Source organism: Streptomyces sp. DT224 (genome assembly GCF_049844595.1).
Classification (GTDB): Bacteria; Actinomycetota; Actinomycetes; order Streptomycetales; family Streptomycetaceae; genus Streptomyces.
Genome location: NZ_JBNCLI010000004.1, coordinates 588,847 through 603,679, shown reverse-complemented (window position 1 = coordinate 603,679; position 14,833 = coordinate 588,847). Strand labels below are relative to the sequence as shown.

Here is a 14,833-nt window from a genome sequence, read left to right as displayed (position 1 = left end):
GTGCATGGACACCAACGAGCGGAACAGCACCGCCGCGCAGACCATGCGAGCCCTGGTACAGCGCTCGCACCGCGGGCCGGAAGACCTTGCCCTCGCCACCGATCAGCGCCGCCCAGCCCCGGGGCCGGACGAGTACCTGATCCGCGTCGGCGCCGCCGGGGTCAACTTCGCCGACGTCATGCAGACCCGCGGTGCCTACGGAGGAGGCCCGCAGGCACCCTACGCGGCAGGGTTCGAGGCCGCCGGGGAGATCGTCGCGGTCGGCCCGGGCGTCGGGAATCCTCTGCCGCTCGGCACCCATGTCGTGGGAGCGGGCCCGGGCGCCTTCGCGCAGTACATGACGATGCCGGCCGCCGGAGTCCTTCCCGTGCCATCCGGCTGGAACGATGCGCAGGCGCTCGGCCTGGTGCTGAACTGGGCCACCGCGTTGGCGGCGCTGAAACCACTGGGCGGGGTCGAGCCGGGTGAGACGGTACTCGTGCATGCGGCGGCCGGCGGCGTCGGGCAGGCCGCCGTGCGCCTGGCCCGCCACTACGGTGCACGGGTGATCGCCACCGCCTCGCCGGAGAAACACGACACCGTCAAGGCGCTGGGCGCCGACGAGGTGCTGAACAGCAGGCACCCCGAGCTGGCCGCGGAGATCACCCGCCTGACCGGCGGCGTCGATCTGGTCCTGGAATCGGTGGGGCGGGCAACGTTCGAGGTCAGCCTGTCGGCGGCGAAGCCGTTCACCGGTCGTGTCGTCGTGTTCGGAGCCGCGTCCGGCGACGCCACGGTGACGACGCACGACCTGGTCTTCACCCACCGGGTCCGGATTCAGGGCCTGCACATCGGTGCCCTGGCGGTCGCGGCCCCGGCCCTCTACCGGTCCGTGCTCGTCGAGCTCGATGCCCTCATCGCCCAAGGTGTCTACCCGCCCGGCACTCCCCAGGTGCGCCCTCTGGCCGAAGGGCCGGCGGCGCTTCGGCAACTCGCGGCGGGCCGGACCCGGGGCAAGCTGGCCCTCGATCCCTGGCGCTGACAGCGCCTGGTGCACAGCCTCCGACCGGCTCAAGGAGGGCGGGAGATGAACTTCTGGGAGAAGGTCACCGGCAGCGCTCTCACCAGGGAATGGCAGGCGTTCGGAGCCAGGGCCGATGTCCTGCCGGACGACCACCGGGCGGCGTGGGGTCAGATCATCGCCCACCTGTTCCCCTGCGGGGAAGGAAACTGAACCGGCTGGGAGGCCGACGTGGGCATCGAGGACATCATCGAAGGCAAGAAGCAGTGGCGGGCGCACACGGCCCGGGTCACGTCACTCCCGCCGGACTGCCGGATCGTCTACCAGGAGGTGCAGAAGTACCTGTTCAAGGTCGGACCGGTCAGCCTGTCCGACTCGGCCGCCGCCCGGGTGGACAGGGCGCTCGCCATCACCCGTTTCGAGGCGCCGTGAACCGGTCCGGCGTGCCTCCGCGGCCGGGAAGCGGCCGGCGAAACCTTGCGTGTGGCTCCCGGTCCGAACGCCTGTCGCCGCGGCACGGTCGCGCGCTCAAGGCCACTCCCCCGGAACTCGATCGCCTGCGCGGGGAGTGCCGGGAGTGACAGCGGGTACAGGTGCGCGCGGCGCTGAGCCGATCGGCGCCGGTGCGGAAGAAAGGTTCTGTGATGTTGATGGCCCACCCCGCGGTGCTGCGGGACCTGATCGAGAACTACGAGGCACTCCTGGCCGTGGGCGCCGCCGAAGCGGACAGCGCGGAGGTGCGGCAGCGCATGGACGACATCTCCTACACGCTGTGCGTGTGCACCGGCACCCGGGACATCGACGCGGCGCTGATCGCCGCCCGGCACCGGTTGCCCGGCGCCCGCCCCCTGGACGACCCCGTCCTGGCCGGCAGCTGACCCGCCGGCCCGCCCCGCCGTCCCGCCCGGCGCGTTCTCGCAGGACGTGCCCGGGCCGCAGGCTCTGCCGCACCGGGTCGAGGCGCTGGACGACATCGGCGGGCGGGCCCACTCGTGGGTGGCGACGACCGGCACACCTGCGAGACCGCGCTCGTCGCCCGGCCGGCCGCGTCCCGGGAGAGCGGCGGGGCCGAGGGCGACGGTCCCGCCAGGTCAGACCGGCAGCAGGCCCGGGAACTGTCCGTGTCCCATGTCCGGTGCGGTGACCGCCAGCCAGCCGTGGCCCCGTACGACCGTGTCGAACACGCCCACCAGGTCCGGGTCGACCGACAGCTCCCCGCACGCCTCCCGGACGCCGCCCTTGATGTCCTCGGGGTCCTCGTCCTCCTCGTCCAGGTCGTCCTCGCCCGCGTACTGCCGGACCACCAGGCCGTCCTCGGCCGCGAACCAGATGTCCGCGCCGCCGGCGTCGTCCACGAAGAAGAGCTGGGCCTCGCCGCACGCGGCGCTGACACGCTCCACCGTCTCGACCATGTCGTTCCAGTCGTCGTAGCCGACGAGCTGGGGAAACTGGCCGAACACCAGGCGCCAGCCGTTGAGTTCCGGAGTCACGAAGGCCCGGCTGATGCCCCGGGACGGGTCCTCCGGCACCGGGCTCGGAATCGCCGCGCACATTGCGGCCGCCACCCCCGCCTGGACCGTCACCGGGCGCGGATAGTGCAGGCCCAGCGCTTCGAAGACGCCCTCGTACGTGGCTCCGGGCACGGCCAGCCACCAGGCGCTGAGCTGCGTGTCCGGGACCGCGTGGACACTGCCCGGGAGCTTCACCCGCACCAGGCGCTCCACCAGCATGCGGTCGCGCTCGTCGAGTGCGTCCAGCCCGCCGGCCTCGATCAGGAGCCCGAGCGCGCCGCGCCGTACCGGCCGGGGAGAAGCCGGGTCCCGGCACAGTTCCCGCAGCCGCGGCGTGAACGAATCCCCCATGACGCGGAGGTACTCACCGGCCGCGCGTTGCAGATGCCCGGCCCGGGCGACCCGGTCCACCAACGCCCGCAATCCGGCCTCGGAGTCGGTGCGCAGCCGGAGCAGTCCTTCGAAACCGTAGCCCGAGAGGTGGCTGTCCGGGTCGAGGGCCAGCGCCGCGTACCGCCCGGCGCAGCGCTCGTCGAAAACACGGAGCAGCCGGGGCGTGAACCAGCCCTTCAGCTCCCCGGCCTTCGACGCCGCGAGAACGGCGTCGAAGGCCGGCGGCCCGATACGGCCCAGCACGTCACCGTACGCCTCGAGATGCCGGGCGGAGTAGTCTGCGTCCACCCGTTCCAGCAACCCCGGCAGCGCACGCTCACCCTGAACCGCCACCTGCTCGACCGCCGCGGCCACGCGTTCCGGGTCGCCGCTGTCCAGGTCGCCTATGAGCGCCGCGATGTCGGCTTCGATCTCCATGAGGGGATCCTAGCGACGACCTCGTACGTGGCTCGCCGCGCCCGTCATTCGCCCGGTGTCAGACAGAGGGTCAGGATCTGGAACGGACGCAACGTCAGTTGGACGTCCTGGCCTTCGACGACGGGTGCGGGCTCGTCCGTCAGTTCCCGTTCCAGCAGGTCCGTGATCTGCGCGGCGGCCAGGGGGAAGCCGGCCCTGAGCGTGGCCCGTGCGCGGCCGCCCGCGGATTCGTAGAGGCGGACGACGACGCGGCCGGAGCGGTCGTCGGCGAGCTTGACGGTCTCGATGACGACGTCGGCCGCGGTCCCGCCGGCCAGCCGGACCAGGGGTTCGACGGGCGCTCCGCCGGGGACGGCGCGCTCGGGGAGGTTGAAGTGATAGCCCTCGCGGACGGCGTCCCGCAGCCCGGCGCCGATGACCAGTCCGTAGCGCAGGCGGTGTTCGCCCCGGTCGCAGTCGGGGTCCGGGAAGAGGGGGGCGCGCAGGAGCGAGAGCCGTACGGTCGTGGTGGTTCCGCCGTCGGGGCGCACGTCTCGTGTGACGTCGTGGCCGTAGCTGGAGTCGTTCACGAGGGCCGCGCCCCAGCCGGGTTCCTCGACGTGCAGGTAGCGGTGGGCGCAGATCTCGAAGCGGGCGCTGTCCCACGAGGTGTTGGTGTGGGTGGGGCGCCGGACGTGGCCGAAGGGGATCTCGGCGCTGGACTCCGCCGCCCGCACGTCGAGCGGGAAGGCGGCCTTGAGGATCTTCTCGCACTCCTGCCAGTCGACGTCGGTCTCGACGTCGAGGCGGCGGCTGTCTTCGCCGAGGCGCAGTACCTGGGTGATGCGGGAGGCGTTGAAGCCGCGTACCACCCGGACGCCCCCGGGGACGGCGACGACCTCGTCCGCCTCGGTCAGGTCGCGGACGGTGTTGCGGTAGAAGGCGTCGACGTCCCAGGCGTCCCACTGGTTCGGGAAGTCCTGGTGCAGTTGGAGGAGGTTTCCGAACGTGCCGGGAGCGAGCGCCTCGCGGCCGGCGGCCAGGTCGTAGGCGGAGGTGATCAGGCCGCGGGCGTCCACCGTGACGCGTACGAGGCCGTTGTCCAGCACGAACCCGCCGCCAGGGGCGGGCCGGGGCTCGACCGGGCGCGCGGCCCGCTCGCGGGGGGACGCGCCGAGCGCGGGGATGCCGTCGCGGGTGTGGGGTGCGGCGTTGAACACGGTTTCGCCGGCCGCCCCGTCCGCACCGGATGCCGCGAGGGCGCGTTGCGCGGAGTCGATGACCTCGCCGAGCTCCCGGGCGGTTTCGGCGTAGACCGCCTCGGCCTCCCGGTGCACCCAGGCGATGGAGGTGCCGGGCAGGATGTCGTGGAACTGGTGGAGCAGTACCGTCTTCCACACCCGGTCGAGCAGTTCGTACGGGTAGGGCAGGCCGGTCCGCAGGGACGCCGTCGCGGACCACAACTCGGCTTCCCTGAGCAGGTGTTCGCTGCGCCGGTTGCCCTGCTTGGTGGCGAGCTGGCTGGTGAGGGTGCCCCGGTGAAGTTCCAGGTACAGCTCGCCGGACCACACGGGTGCGTCGGTGTACTCCGCCTGCGCCTTGGTGAAGAACTCCGCGGGGCCCTCCATCTCGATGCGGGCCGAGCCCTCCAGGTTCTCCAGCCTGCGGGCGCGGGCCAGCATCTCGCGGGTGGGGCCGCCGCCCCCGTCCCCGTAACCGAAGGGGACCAGGGAGCGGTTGGCCGGTCCCTTGTCGCGGAAGTTCCGCTCGGTGTGTCCGATGTCGGCGCCGGAGAGGTCTCCGTTGTAGCTGTCCACGGGCGGGAAGTGGCTGAAGATGCGGGTTCCGTCGATGCCCTCCCACCAGAAGGTGTGGTGCGGGAAGGAGTTGGTCGCGTTCCAGGAGATCTTCTGGGTGAGGAACCACTTGATGCCGGCCAGCTTCATGAGCTGGGGCAGGGCCGCGTTGTACCCGAAGGTGTCGGGCAGCCACATGTCCTCGGTCTCGACCCCGAACTCCTCCAGGTAGAAGCGCTTGCCGTGGACGAACTGGCGTACCAGGGACTCGCCGCCGGAGAGGTTGGTGTCGGGTTCGATCCAGAGGCTGCCGGTGGGGATGAACTGCCCCGTGCGCACCTTCTCCACGACGCGGGCGAACACCTCGGGCCGCTGCTCCTTGAGCCAGGCGAGCTGCTGGGCCTGGGACATGACGAAGCGGAACCCGGGGTGGTCGTCCATCAGGGCGGTGACGTTGGAGACGGTCCGGGCCGCCTTGCGGACGGTTTCCCGTACGGGCCAGAGCCAGGCGGTGTCGATGTGCGCGTGTCCCACGGCGGAGACGCGGTGGGCCCCCGCGTGCGCGGGTGAGGCGAGCGCGGGCGCGAGTACGTCACGCGCTCGCTCCGCCGTGCCGCCGATGTCCTGGAGATCGATGGCGTCCAGTGCGCGGTCCACGGCGTGCACCAGCTGCCAGCGCCGGGTGGAGTCCTCGGGCAACTGGTGCATCAGCCCGGACAGGACGTCGAGGTCCTGTACGAGTTCCCAGACCGTGGGGTCGAAGACGGCGAGGTCCATCCGGTTCAGGCGGTAAAGCGGTGTCCCCGGTGCGGTTTCACCGCTCAGCCAGGGGGGAACGCCGCCGGCCGGGGTGGGGACGAAGGGGTCGTCGCCGCTTCCCGAGTCGAAGATGACCGGGTTGGCCGCTGCCTCGATGTGGTAGACGAACTGCTCTCCGCCCTCGGCGCGTTCGGTGATCGGCAGCCAGGCGTTGCGGGGGTTGAGCGCCTTGACCGGGCTTCCGTCGGGCCGGTACACGAGCCCTTCGGCGGAGAAGCCGGGCTGGGTGGCGCCGAAGCCGAGGTCCAGGACCGCTTCGACGCGCTGCCCGGCCCATCCGGCGGGGACGGTGCCGCTGATCCGGAACCAGGTGGTGGACCAGGCGGGGCCCCACGGCGTGCCGGTGCGGACCGGTTCGTAGGGCGCGCCGATCCCCTCGGACACGGGTACGGGCTCGCCGGGAACCGTCCACGCGGCGATGTCGAGGGGGAGGCTCTCGCGGTACACGGCGGGCCTCAGGCGCAGGTCGAGTACGCGGGCCAGTCGGCGTTCGGTGACGATGCGGTCGTGGTGCATGGGTGCTCCGGGGGGATGTGCGGGGGCGGGAGGGCAGACCGGTGCCGTGGAAGCGGCCGTGACGTCCGGGTCAGCGCGTCCCGTAGCGGATGACGCGGGTGGGCACGACGGTTCTGCGGGCGGGGATCGGCTCGGCGGACGAGCCGTTGATCCGGTCGATGAGCATCTGGCCCGCCCGTCGGCCGATCTCGTCGGCGTCGTAGGAGACGATGGTCAGGGGCAGGCCGAGGACGTCGGCCAGTTCGAAGTCGTCGAAGCCGGCGAGTGCGACCGGACGGCCGAGTCCGTGCACGGCGCGGATGGCGCCCTGGGTGAGCCGGTTGTTGGTGCAGAAGAGCGCCGTCGGCGCGTCGGGGGCGTCGAGGAGCGCGCGTGCGGCGGTCTCGGCGGTGGGTACGTCGGTGAGGCCGCGTCGCACATGGCTCTCGGCGGGCTCGATTCCGGCCGCTTCATGGGCCGCCCAGTAGCCGCGGAACCGCTCGGCGCCGGTGTACAGGGCGGGCGGGTTGCCCAGGAAGGCGATGCGGCGGTGGCCGTCCGCGATCAGTTGTCCCACGGCCTGTTCGGCCCCGCCGAAGTCGTCGACCAGTACGCAGTCGGCGTCCATTCCGGCGGGTGGCCTGGAGGCCAGGACGATCGGCATGCCGCGCAGCGCCGCGGGGCCCAGGTGCCGGTGGCTGCTGCCGGCCGGAACGACGATCATGCCGTCGACCTGACGGGCCGCCAGGTCCTCGACGAGGCCACGCTCCCTGTCGACCTGCTCGGCGGTGTTGCTGAGCAGGACCCGCAGGCCGTGTTCGGACGCCACCTCCTGCACACCGAGCGCCAGGCGGGAGTAGAACGGGTTGGCCAGGTTGGTGACGACCAGCCCGATCATGCCGCTGCCGCCCAGGCGCAGGCTGCGCGCCGTCTCGTTGCGCCGGTACCCCAGTGCTTCGACGGCTGCCAGGACGCGTTCGCGTGTGCTGCCGCTGACCCGGGCGTCGTCCTTGAGCACGCGGGAGACGGTCATGGCACTGACCCCGGCGCTCGCGGCCACGTCGCGCATCGTCGGGGCGCCGGTGTCGCCCGAGCGGTGCTGTGCCATGAGCGGTTCTCCTGCGGGTTCGTGGACGGGCGTGGGGGTCGGTGACGCGGTCATTCTAGGTCGGCGTCCGGAGGGCGGCGGTGCCTTCGCACAGGGCCCAGTGGGCGGCACCGATCAGGGGCGCGTCCGCCGGGCGCAGCGCCGTGACGGCCGGGGGTGCGGCCCCCGCCGCCCCTGCTTCGAAGCCCTCTCGGACGGCGGGGCCGACGAGGTCCCAGGAGCCGGCCATCGATCCGCCGACGACCATCAGATCCGGCCGGAACCGCTCGCACCAGGGCGCGAGGGCCTGTCCCAGGGCGCCGAAACAGTGCCGGATGGTCTGCCGGGCGGCCTCCTCGCCGGTGCGGGCCGAGGCCGCGATGTCGTGCACGTCGGGGACCGGCTCGTGGCCGGGGAGGCCGGCGGCGGTGGCGTAGAACCTGCGGATCGCCCGTCGCGAGACCACCTCCTCCAGCGGGAGTCCGTGCGCCGTGAGCCGGTGGGCCCGGCCGCCGGGCGGTACGTCGGGGCCGTCGGTCACGGGCCGGCCGTCGAGCAGGAAGGAGGAGCCGACGCCGGTTCCGAGCGTGATGCACAGCACCCGGCGCCGGCCGGCCGCGGCACCCGCCCGGTACTCGCCCAGGGCGAACGCGTCGGCGTCGTTGACGAAGCTGATGCCGCGGGGGGTTCCGGGGAGCCGGGCGAGAAGTCCGGCTCCCACGTCGACGCCGTGCAGCGATTCGAACTTGCCGATGCCGCGGAAGCGGCCGATCCCGGTTCCGTAGTCGAACGGGCCGGGTATCGCCACGCCCCAGTGGGCGCCCGCGGGAGCCCCGGCCCGGGTGCCGGCGGCGGCGATCGCGTCCAGGAGTTCACCGGCCGGCGCGTCGGCGGGGACGTGCTGCCGCACGACGGCCGGGGGGGTGGTCCCCGCGGACGTGGTGTCGATGACGGAGGCCGTCACGTGGGTCCCGCCGATCTCCAGTACGGGGACGCGGCTCATGCGGGGCTCACCAGGGACTTCACGACGTGCACCGGGTCGCTTCCCACGGGGTGCAGCCGGTAGCCGCCCACGCTCGCGGGCACGGTGAGGGTTTCGGCGAAGGCCAGGTCGTGCCGGTCGCCCCGGTCGGTCTCCACGACGACACCGCCGCCCGAGGAGACGTTGAGGATGTGGAAGCGGCCGTCGGTGTCGTCCTCGGCGGGCTCCGGCCCGTCGATCACGAAGCGGTGCACCGCGTAGAACATCTCGGGCAGCGCGCCGATGACCTCCTCGCGCCAGCCCCGGCCCTCGCGCACGGTCCTCGGCTCCTGCACGAGTTCCTTGAGGACGTCGTCGCCGCGCCGTGCGGTGTCGAGGTTGGCGAAGGCGTGGGCGGAGGAGAGGGGCCTCGGGGCGCCGGAGAGGCCCTTGCGCAGCCAGTCGTAGAAGCGCAGGGAGTAGAGGTAGGGGGTGGCGCTGATCTCCAGGACCAGGTTGCCCTCGCCGGAGGCGTGCGGGGTGCCGGCGGGGATCATGTAGAGCTGCCCGGAGTCCGCCGGGTGGGTCATCACATGGTCCTCGACGCGCAGCGGGACTCCCTCCGCCGCGGACGCCTCGACCTCCTCGCGCATGACTGTCACGTCCGTACTGTCCCGCAGCCCGAGGTAGACCTTCGCACCGGGGTCGCACGCGGTGACGTAGTACGTCTCGTGCTGGGTGTAGGGCCACCCGAAGGTTTCCCGCATGTACTGCTCCCGGGGGTGCAGGTGCAGCGAGAGGTTGCCGCCGCCGACGGTGTCGAGGTAGTCGAAGCGGATCGGGAAGGACGTGCCGAAGCGGCGGTGGACGTCCGGGCCGAGGAACGTCTCGGGGTGGAGCTCGCAGAGCAGCTGGAAGGGCAGCTCCACCTGGGCCGTCTCGTCCTGGCCGACCAGGATTCCGGCCTCGGGGGCGATCAGCTCGTAGCCGAGGGCCGTGTTGCCGTTCCGGGGCTCGAAGCCGAGCTCCCGGGCGGCCCACTGACCGCCCCAGGCGGTGGAGTTGAAGAAGGGGCGACTGCGAACGGGCCCCGCGGCCAGAGTGGCCAGGGTGGCGCGTACGGACTCGCCGTCCAGGGAGGCCGGGCCGTTCTCGCCCTGGAGGTCGATCCAGCGGTCGACGCGCGGGGCGAGGCGGTCGCGGTGGCGGTCGCCGACGGGCCAGTCGGTGTAGAAGAGGCTGCGCAGCTCACCGGGGGTGCCGGGGCGGCCCAGGTTGACGCCGAGGGGCAGTTCGGCGCGGGTGACGGCCTCTTCCGCGTACCGCTTGGGCAGGTCGGCCCACCACAGCAGGTCGGGCTCGCCGAGCCCGGCGCCGGGACCGAAGACGAGCAGGACGCCGGTGTCCGGACGAGGCCGGACGGGCGGTGTCTCGAACAGGTCGTCCATGGAGAACTCGGCGAGCGGCAGGAAGAACGCGTCGGCGTCCGCGTCGGGTACGCAGAGCCGCTGGACCGCCTCGGCCGACCAGAGGGTGCGCACGTCGCACAGGGTGACCCGCGTACCCCGTGCGCGCAGGGCGGCGGCGAGGGAGCCGGCGGCCTCCTCCCAGTCGAGTGCGGCGGGGCCGTCCAGGGCGAGGACGGTGGGCGTCGTGGGCACATCGGCGACCGCGGCCGCCCAGCCGGTGACGACGGCGCCGCCGGTGACGGCGTACCGCGGGTTGCGTTCATAAGGACGGGGCTGGTGCACAGAAGCTCCTGGGGAAGGGACCGGGCAAGCACTCGGATGGTATCGATAACACTCGGAACGAACAAGGGACCCCTCGAATGGCGCGAGATACGCCCTGCCCAGCAGCGATTTTTCGAGCCCTCACGGAAGAACCTCTTGTTTCGGCCACATGGTGTCGTTAACATCCTGGCAACCCGGAGCGCGGAAACGCACGCCGTACACGCTTCCGGTGGCCTCCCCACCGAACACCGGAGCCAGGGACCCCCAGCGGGGTCCAGAGGGAAGTGAGCCCATGAGATCAACCGGCGAGACGACAGAGCGGTCGTCTCACCCGCTCCGCCGGCGCACCGTGCTGGCCGGCCTCGGGGCCGGTGCGGCAGCCGCACTGGCGAGCGGCTGCGCGCGGGGCGACAGCACCGCGGCGAAGCCGGGGACGACGTCCCTGGCGAACGACAACGCGACCTGGGACGACGGCTACGTGGCCGCCGGACGTGAGCTGAAGAAGCTCACCGGCTACGCCCTGCGCCCCCTGTCGAACCCGAACCCGACCGCGTACACCCAGGTCACGCAGATCTCCCTGCAGACGACCAAGGCGACCGATCTGATCAAGTGGCAGTCGGGCTACAACCTCAAACAGCTCGCCCGCACGGGCAGCCTCAGCGACCTGACGCGGCTGTGGGAGGAGTACGAGCGCAAGGGCTGGGTGACGAAGTCCCTGCGCGACTCGATGTCCTACCGGGGCGCCGTGTACGGGATGCCGCTGTACCAGTCGTACTACGTGCTCTTCTACAACACGCACGTGTTCGACAAGCACGGTCTGCGGGCGCCCGAGACCTGGGACGAGCTGCTGCACACGGCCGAGGTGCTGAAGAAGTCCGGTGTCGTTCCGTTCGTCGCCACGCAGAGCGGCAACTGGCCCGCCTACGAGTGGTTCGAGGAGCTGATCAGCAAGGTCGACCCGGCGTTCTACGCGGATCTGATCGCGGGCCGGGCGCGGTACACCGATCCGCAGGCGCACAAGGCCATGCAGATCTGGCAGGACTTCATGAAGAAGGGCTGGATGACCCCGGCCGACTTCGATCAGAACAACGGTCCGGCCGCGCTGAAGACGGGCAAGGTCGGCATGTTCCTGCACGGCTCCTGGCAGTCGCAGGGGCTGGCCGCGGCGGGGATGAAGCCGGGCGAGGACTTCGACGCCTTCGTCCTGCCTCCCGTCGACGCCTCCACCAAGCGCTCCGTGATCACCGAGGCGGGCGTGCTCGCCGTCCCGGAGAAGGCCGTGTCGCACGACGCCGCGATGGCCAACGCGGGCCACTGGCTGCACCCCTCGGTCCAGCGGGTGTGGACCGACTTCCTCCAGGACGGCTCGGCCAACCCCAAGGCGGTCACCTCCAACCCGGTGCTCGCCCGGCTCAGGAAGCGGGCCCTGGACGAGCACTGGACCGAGCTGCCCCGCTACGGGCAGTCCGGCCCGCCCAATCTCATGCAGGGGAACACCGATGACCTGGGAGCCTTCATGACGCACGCCATGTCGCCCGAGGCGACGCTGCGCAGCATGGCGAGCCGTGCCACCAAGGAGTGGGCCGCGTGGAACAAGGACGAGTCATGACATCCGCCCTCGACGCGCGCCGCACCCGGGCCGGCGCCTCCCCCGCGCCCGCGGCCCCGCCCGCTCCTCCGGCCCGTAAGCCCTCGCGCGGGCTCAGGGACCGCTTCGCCTCGGCGGGCTTCCTCGCCCCGGCCGTCCTGCTCGTCGCCGGCCTGCTGCTCACCCCGTTCGTGATGACGCTCTACCGCGGCTTCTTCAGCGACAGCCGGGTCTCCGGCTTCACCTGGTTCACGAACTACGGGCTCTTCTTCAGCGACCCGGTGCTCGCGAAGTCCGTGGAGAACACCCTGATGTGGGTGGTCGGCACGGTGGCCCTGCCGCTCGTCCTCGGGCTCGCCATCGCCGTCATGACGAACGGTTCCGGGTGGTCGCGGGTGGCGCGGCTGCTGGTGGTGCTGCCGTACGCGATCTCCGGCTCGGCCGTGGCCGTCGTCTGGAACTTCCTCCTGACCACGGACGGGGCGGCCAACCAGGCGCTCGACGCGCTGGGGCTGGGGTCGTTCGCCCAGGGCTGGCTGCTGGAGTGGCCGGGGAACACCCTCGTCATGATCGTCGCCAACACCTGGCAGGCGACCGGGGTGGCCGTGATCCTCTTCCTGGTCGGCCTGCAGACCATCCCTCCGGAGACCCTGGAGGCCGCCTCGCTCGACGGCGCCGACGGACTGCGCAAGTTCTGGTACGTCGTCCTGCCGCAGCTGCGGACCGTGTCCGTGATCGTCGTCGGGAGCAGTCTGGTGAACGGGCTGAAGTCGTTCGACCTGATCTGGGTCCTGACCCAGGGCGGGCCGGGCCGCAGCTCGGAGACGCTCGCGGTCTCGATGTACCAGGAGACCTTCCTCGCCCTGCGCCCCGGCGCCGGAGCGGCCGTCGCCGTCGTCCTCACCGTCATCGTGCTGCTGGCCTCCTGGCTCTACCTGCGGCGCCAGCTCACCCCGAAAGGCGCCTGAGCATGTCCATACGCCGCGTCTCCGCCGGCACCGCCGTCCGTAACACCGTTCTCGTGCTCGTCTCGCTCCTCTGGGCCGTTCCGACCTGGCTGCTCCTGGTCAACGCGCTGGTGCCGGCCGCCGAATACGGCGGCGCGCCGCACTGGCTGCCGCACGGGGGGTTCGGCCTGTTCGACAACATGTCCGAGGCATGGTCCCGCGCCAGGCTCGGTCCCGCGATGGGCAACAGCCTGCTCTACGCGGTGACCAGCTCGGCCGCGGCCATCGTGGTGGCCACGACGGCCGCGTTCGCCACGGTGATCATGCCGGTCAAGCGCAAGACCATGTGGTTCTGGCTGATCTACTCGGGCACTCTGCTGCCCCTCCAGGTCTTCCTGCGGCCGCTCTTCCTCGCGTACGCGAACACCGGCCTGTACGACGCGCAGATCGGGCTGTTCCTCATCTACGCCGCGGTGGCCATCCCGTTCGCGTACTTCATCATGCGCAACTTCGCCCAGACGCTGCCCACCGAGGTGATCGAGGCGGCGCGGCTGGACGGCGCCTCCTGGTGGCGGGTGTTCTGGCAGATCCACGTGCCGCTGTCCCGGTCCGCGATGATCGCCGCGTTCGTCTTCCAGTTCGTCGCCGTCTGGAACGACCTGCTCTTCGGCATCACCCTGTCCACGAGCCGCAACATCCGGCCGGTGATGGCCGCGCTCGCCGAACTCCAGGGCAACTACTCCAACGTGGGACCCCCGGTCGTCCTCGGCGGAGCCCTGCTCGTCTCGCTGCCGACCGTCGTCCTCTTCTTCGCGGCGCAGCGGTTCTTCGTCAGCAGCCTCAAGCTCGGCTGAGCCCCGCCGTACCGCCGATCAGCACCCGAGCCGATCCCCGAAAGGCACCCCGGTGAAACTCTCCACCCGTACCGCCCTCGCCCTGGCCGCAGCTCCCGTGCTCTGCGCCGCTCTCTCCCCCTCCCCCGCCCTCGCGGCCGGGCACCCGGGGGCGGGCGCCTGGAAGGACCGTGCCGTGCGGACGTACGACGCGCTCCAGCACGAGCTGTACCAGGGCCCGGAGAACCACGGCCTCTACCAGGAGGCGACACCGCACCGCAGCGCCGACAACGCGCACTCCTACCTCTGGCCGATGCGGGAGGCGGCGGCCGCGACGGTCGACATGGCCGGCCTTCCCGGGTCGGGCAGGCGCTACACGGCCGACGCGGCGGAACGCTTCACGACCCTGGAGCTGTACTTCGAACCGCGCGACGGCAGGCCCGGCTACGACTCGTACCTCCCGGCTCCGCTCGGGCAGGGCGGTGACGTCTTCTACGACGACAACTCCGTCGTCGGACTGACCCTGCTGGACCAGTACGAGGCCACCGGCGACGCCGTCTACCTGCGCCGGGCCGAGCTGGCCTTCGACATCGTCAGCCGCGGCTGGGACGACGACCCGGACAGGGAGTGCCCCGGCGGGATGCACTGGGTCGACTCCCCGGCCAACAACATGCGTGCCGCCAACGTCACGGGCCTGGCCGCCGAACTGGCCGCCCGGCTCCACCAGGAGACGCACGACAGCCGTTACCTGACGAGCGCGCAGCGGTGGTACGAGTGGAACTGGTCGTGTCTGCGCCAGTCCGCCGGGCTGTACCGCAACAGCCTCGGCGACGACGGTTCCGTCAACTCCACCCTGTGGACGTACAACTCCGGGGCCATGGTCGGAACCGCGGCCACGCTCTACAAGGCGACCGGGGACCGCTCGTATCTCCGGCGCGCCGTAGAGGACGCCGAGGGGTCGCTCGCGTACTGGAAGCAGGGCGAACGCCTTCACGACCAGCCGGCGGTCTTCAACGCGATCTACTTCGACAACCTCCGGATCCTGGACGGCATCCGCCACGACCCGGCCTACCGGCAGACCGAGAGCGCCTACGCCGAGCGTGCGTGGAAGGAGAACCGCGATCCGTCCACCGGTCTCTTCCGCTTCCAGCCCTCGGGCGGCGGGGACTACGACCCGGCCGCCTCCGCCGAGACCCTGGAGCAGTCCGCGATGGTCCAGATCTTCGCGGGCCTCGCCACCGACGCCCACTGACCCCGCACCTTCCCGCCCGCCCCAC

General features: G+C 71.7%; 12 protein-coding genes and 1 pseudogene. 8 read left to right on the top strand and 5 right to left on the bottom strand.

Features of this window, described 5'->3' with window-relative positions; translation table 11 throughout:
* The first annotated feature begins 4 nt into the window (after window positions 1-4).
* The 4 genes and pseudogenes from ACLQ2N_RS13020 to ACLQ2N_RS13005 all read left to right on the top strand — a co-directional run bounded on the left by ACLQ2N_RS13020 (window position 5) and on the right by ACLQ2N_RS13005 (window position 1,878).
* A complete protein-coding gene (locus ACLQ2N_RS13020; RefSeq protein ID WP_425812290.1) occupies window positions 5-1,021 on the top strand; it encodes an NADPH:quinone oxidoreductase family protein in 1,017 nt (338 codons plus the stop codon).
* Between the two features lie 45 nt (window positions 1,022-1,066).
* Complete coding sequence (locus ACLQ2N_RS13015) at window positions 1,067-1,213, top strand: hypothetical protein (RefSeq protein ID WP_425812288.1); 147 nt, start codon at window positions 1,067-1,069, stop codon at window positions 1,211-1,213.
* Window positions 1,214-1,231: 18 nt separating this feature from the next.
* Window positions 1,232-1,375: pseudogene (locus tag ACLQ2N_RS13010) on the top strand (DUF1048 domain-containing protein); the annotation flags it as partial.
* Between the two features lie 269 nt (window positions 1,376-1,644).
* Window positions 1,645-1,878, top strand: coding sequence for a DUF5133 domain-containing protein (locus ACLQ2N_RS13005; protein WP_425812286.1), 234 nt, complete (start codon window positions 1,645-1,647; stop codon window positions 1,876-1,878).
* Between the two features lie 213 nt (window positions 1,879-2,091).
* On the opposite strand, the gene ACLQ2N_RS13000 is transcribed toward ACLQ2N_RS13005, so the two are convergent.
* The 5 genes from ACLQ2N_RS13000 to ACLQ2N_RS12980 form a co-directional block, all read right to left on the bottom strand.
* Window positions 2,092-3,321, bottom strand: coding sequence for a hypothetical protein (locus ACLQ2N_RS13000; RefSeq protein WP_425812284.1), 1,230 nt, complete (start codon window positions 3,319-3,321; stop codon window positions 2,092-2,094).
* Between the two features lie 44 nt (window positions 3,322-3,365).
* Window positions 3,366-6,431, bottom strand: coding sequence for an alpha-mannosidase (locus ACLQ2N_RS12995; RefSeq protein ID WP_425812282.1), 3,066 nt, complete (start codon window positions 6,429-6,431; stop codon window positions 3,366-3,368).
* 70 nt (window positions 6,432-6,501) lie between these two features.
* The gene (locus ACLQ2N_RS12990; protein ID WP_425812280.1) at window positions 6,502-7,518 is read right to left on the bottom strand and encodes a LacI family DNA-binding transcriptional regulator; all 1,017 of its coding nucleotides are present in this window, start codon (window positions 7,516-7,518) and stop codon (window positions 6,502-6,504) included.
* 55 nt (window positions 7,519-7,573) lie between these two features.
* A complete protein-coding gene (locus ACLQ2N_RS12985; protein WP_425812278.1) occupies window positions 7,574-8,500 on the bottom strand; it encodes an ROK family protein in 927 nt (308 codons plus the stop codon).
* A complete protein-coding gene (locus ACLQ2N_RS12980) occupies window positions 8,497-10,209 on the bottom strand; it encodes a class I mannose-6-phosphate isomerase (protein WP_425812276.1) in 1,713 nt (570 codons plus the stop codon). Before ACLQ2N_RS12980 ends, ACLQ2N_RS12985 begins: the two co-directional genes overlap by 4 nt.
* Before the next feature lie 271 nt (window positions 10,210-10,480).
* Here ACLQ2N_RS12980 and ACLQ2N_RS12975 point away from each other — a divergent pair, with 271 nt between their 5' ends.
* Genes ACLQ2N_RS12975 through ACLQ2N_RS12960 form a run of 4 tightly spaced genes read left to right on the top strand, consistent with a single transcriptional unit; the run spans window position 10,481 to window position 14,808 of the window.
* Window positions 10,481-11,797, top strand: coding sequence for an ABC transporter substrate-binding protein (locus ACLQ2N_RS12975; protein ID WP_425812274.1), 1,317 nt, complete (start codon window positions 10,481-10,483; stop codon window positions 11,795-11,797).
* Complete coding sequence (locus ACLQ2N_RS12970; protein ID WP_425812272.1) at window positions 11,794-12,744, top strand: carbohydrate ABC transporter permease; 951 nt, start codon at window positions 11,794-11,796, stop codon at window positions 12,742-12,744. The genes ACLQ2N_RS12975 and ACLQ2N_RS12970 overlap by 4 nt, the downstream gene beginning before the upstream one ends.
* Before the next feature lie 2 nt (window positions 12,745-12,746).
* Window positions 12,747-13,577, top strand: a complete 831-nt coding sequence (locus ACLQ2N_RS12965; protein ID WP_425812270.1) for a carbohydrate ABC transporter permease — start codon at window positions 12,747-12,749, stop codon at window positions 13,575-13,577.
* 52 nt (window positions 13,578-13,629) lie between these two features.
* Entirely contained in the window at window positions 13,630-14,808 is a 1,179-nt protein-coding gene (locus tag ACLQ2N_RS12960) for a glycoside hydrolase family 76 protein (protein WP_425812268.1), read from the top strand.
* Window positions 14,809-14,833 lie beyond the last annotated feature (25 nt).

Bases quoted from the DNA above. Each gene is read 5' to 3' on its own strand.
- ACLQ2N_RS12975 (WP_425812274.1), top strand. From the start codon at position 10,481: ATGAGATCAACCGGCGAGACGACAGAGCGGTCGTCTCACCCGCTCCGC.
- ACLQ2N_RS12970 (WP_425812272.1), top strand. From the start codon at position 11,794: ATGACATCCGCCCTCGACGCGCGCCGCACCCGGGCCGGCGCCTCCCCC.
- ACLQ2N_RS13005 (WP_425812286.1), top strand. From the start codon at position 1,645: ATGTTGATGGCCCACCCCGCGGTGCTGCGGGACCTGATCGAGAACTAC.
- ACLQ2N_RS12990 (WP_425812280.1), bottom strand. From the start codon at position 7,518: ATGGCACAGCACCGCTCGGGCGACACCGGCGCCCCGACGATGCGCGAC.
- ACLQ2N_RS12995 (WP_425812282.1), bottom strand. From the start codon at position 6,431: ATGCACCACGACCGCATCGTCACCGAACGCCGACTGGCCCGCGTACTC.
- ACLQ2N_RS13000 (WP_425812284.1), bottom strand. From the start codon at position 3,321: ATGGAGATCGAAGCCGACATCGCGGCGCTCATAGGCGACCTGGACAGC.
- ACLQ2N_RS12985 (WP_425812278.1), bottom strand. From the start codon at position 8,500: ATGAGCCGCGTCCCCGTACTGGAGATCGGCGGGACCCACGTGACGGCC.
- ACLQ2N_RS12965 (WP_425812270.1), top strand. From the start codon at position 12,747: ATGTCCATACGCCGCGTCTCCGCCGGCACCGCCGTCCGTAACACCGTT.
- ACLQ2N_RS13015 (WP_425812288.1), top strand. From the start codon at position 1,067: ATGAACTTCTGGGAGAAGGTCACCGGCAGCGCTCTCACCAGGGAATGG.
- ACLQ2N_RS13020 (WP_425812290.1), top strand. From the start codon at position 5: ATGGACACCAACGAGCGGAACAGCACCGCCGCGCAGACCATGCGAGCC.